Origin of the sequence: Pseudoalteromonas sp. SG41-2 (assembly GCF_014164535.1) — a bacterium.
In the GTDB taxonomy this organism is placed as follows: Bacteria; Pseudomonadota; Gammaproteobacteria; order Enterobacterales; family Alteromonadaceae; genus Pseudoalteromonas; species Pseudoalteromonas rhizosphaerae.
Genome location: NZ_JACJFK010000088.1, coordinates 1 through 1,255, shown reverse-complemented (window position 1 = coordinate 1,255; position 1,255 = coordinate 1). Strand labels below are relative to the sequence as shown.

The following is a 1,255-nucleotide window of genomic DNA, read 5'->3' as shown; positions in this document are numbered from 1 at the left end:
TGTAATGGTCTAATGAAACTGGACAGGTTTATAGCGTAAAATGAGCTAAACCCAAAAGGTATCACTATGACCAGAAAATCAAAAGTAACACTCAGTGCACAACAAAAACTTGAATATGCCAAATTAATGGTAGAAGAAGGTTATACCAATAAGCAAATTGAAGAGATGTCTGGCGCAGGAAAGTCAGCAGTATCACGTTGGAAGCAACAATATCTATCTGAGCTAGATGGTAAGAGCCCGGGAAATGTACAAGCACTCACACCAGAACAGCAACGTATTCAATTGCTAGAGAAGCAGCTACAGCGCGCTTTAAGGGATAATGATATATTAAAAAAAGCCACCGCTTTCTTCATTCGCGACAATCAAAATTTAAAGTAATTAAAGCATTGAAGAAAGCGACCCCAAGCTATACGGTATCTGAGTTGTGTCGTGCTTTAGAAGTCAGTACAAGTAGTTATTACTATGCGCCCGTCGCGCCAAATAAGTCAGAGCAGGCACTGCTGGCGTTAATTAAATCTATCGCTGACGATTCTGGTTATACGTATGGTAGACGCAGAGTGAACGTTGAACTGAATGCGTTAAATCATACGATTGGAATATATAAAACAGCGGCACTGATGAAAAAGTTGAATATAAAAGCCATCAGGCCGAAGAAAAAACATTACTACCCTAACTCAGGTGATGAACATAAGTACGCACAGAACCTCTTAAAACGAGAGTTTAACCCTGATTCACATAACACGCATTGGGTCGGTGATATTACCTATATCAGGAACCGCCAAGGGTGGAGCTACTTGGCCTGTGTGTTAGACTTATCAACGAGGGAAGTTGTAGGGTATGCCTTATCAACAAGCCCAAATGCTGAATTGGCTATAGCAGCATTGAATAATGCTATTAAGCGTCAACAGCCGGTTCTTAATCAACTGATGTTTCATTCCGATCAGGGGTGTCAGTATTCTGCGGCCTCGTTTAGAGCTCGGTTATCACAACTAACTATAACGCAAAGTATGAGTCGTCGAGGTAATTGTTGGGATAATGCAGTAATGGAGCGATTTTTTAGAAGTTTAAAAACAGAGCGACTGAATCGCCTGTCATTTATAAATCATCATTCAGTTATAAGTGAGGTGGACAATTATATTCAGTTTTACAATTACAAACGTAGGCATTCTACGCTTAATTATATGACGCCACATCAGAAATATAATGAATTAAAAAATGCCGCTTAGAATCTCTACAGAATTTGTTGACCATTACA

At 39.5% G+C, this 1,255-nt stretch carries 1 protein-coding gene; it reads left to right on the top strand.

The features are described from left to right. The first annotated feature begins 66 nt into the window (after nt 1-66). A protein-coding gene (locus H5186_RS22500; RefSeq protein ID WP_182719725.1) for an IS3 family transposase occupies nt 67-1,226 on the top strand; the annotation gives its coding sequence in 2 pieces (ribosomal slippage) (nt 67-340 and nt 340-1,226; 1,161 coding nt in all). Nucleotides 1,227-1,255 lie beyond the last annotated feature (29 nt).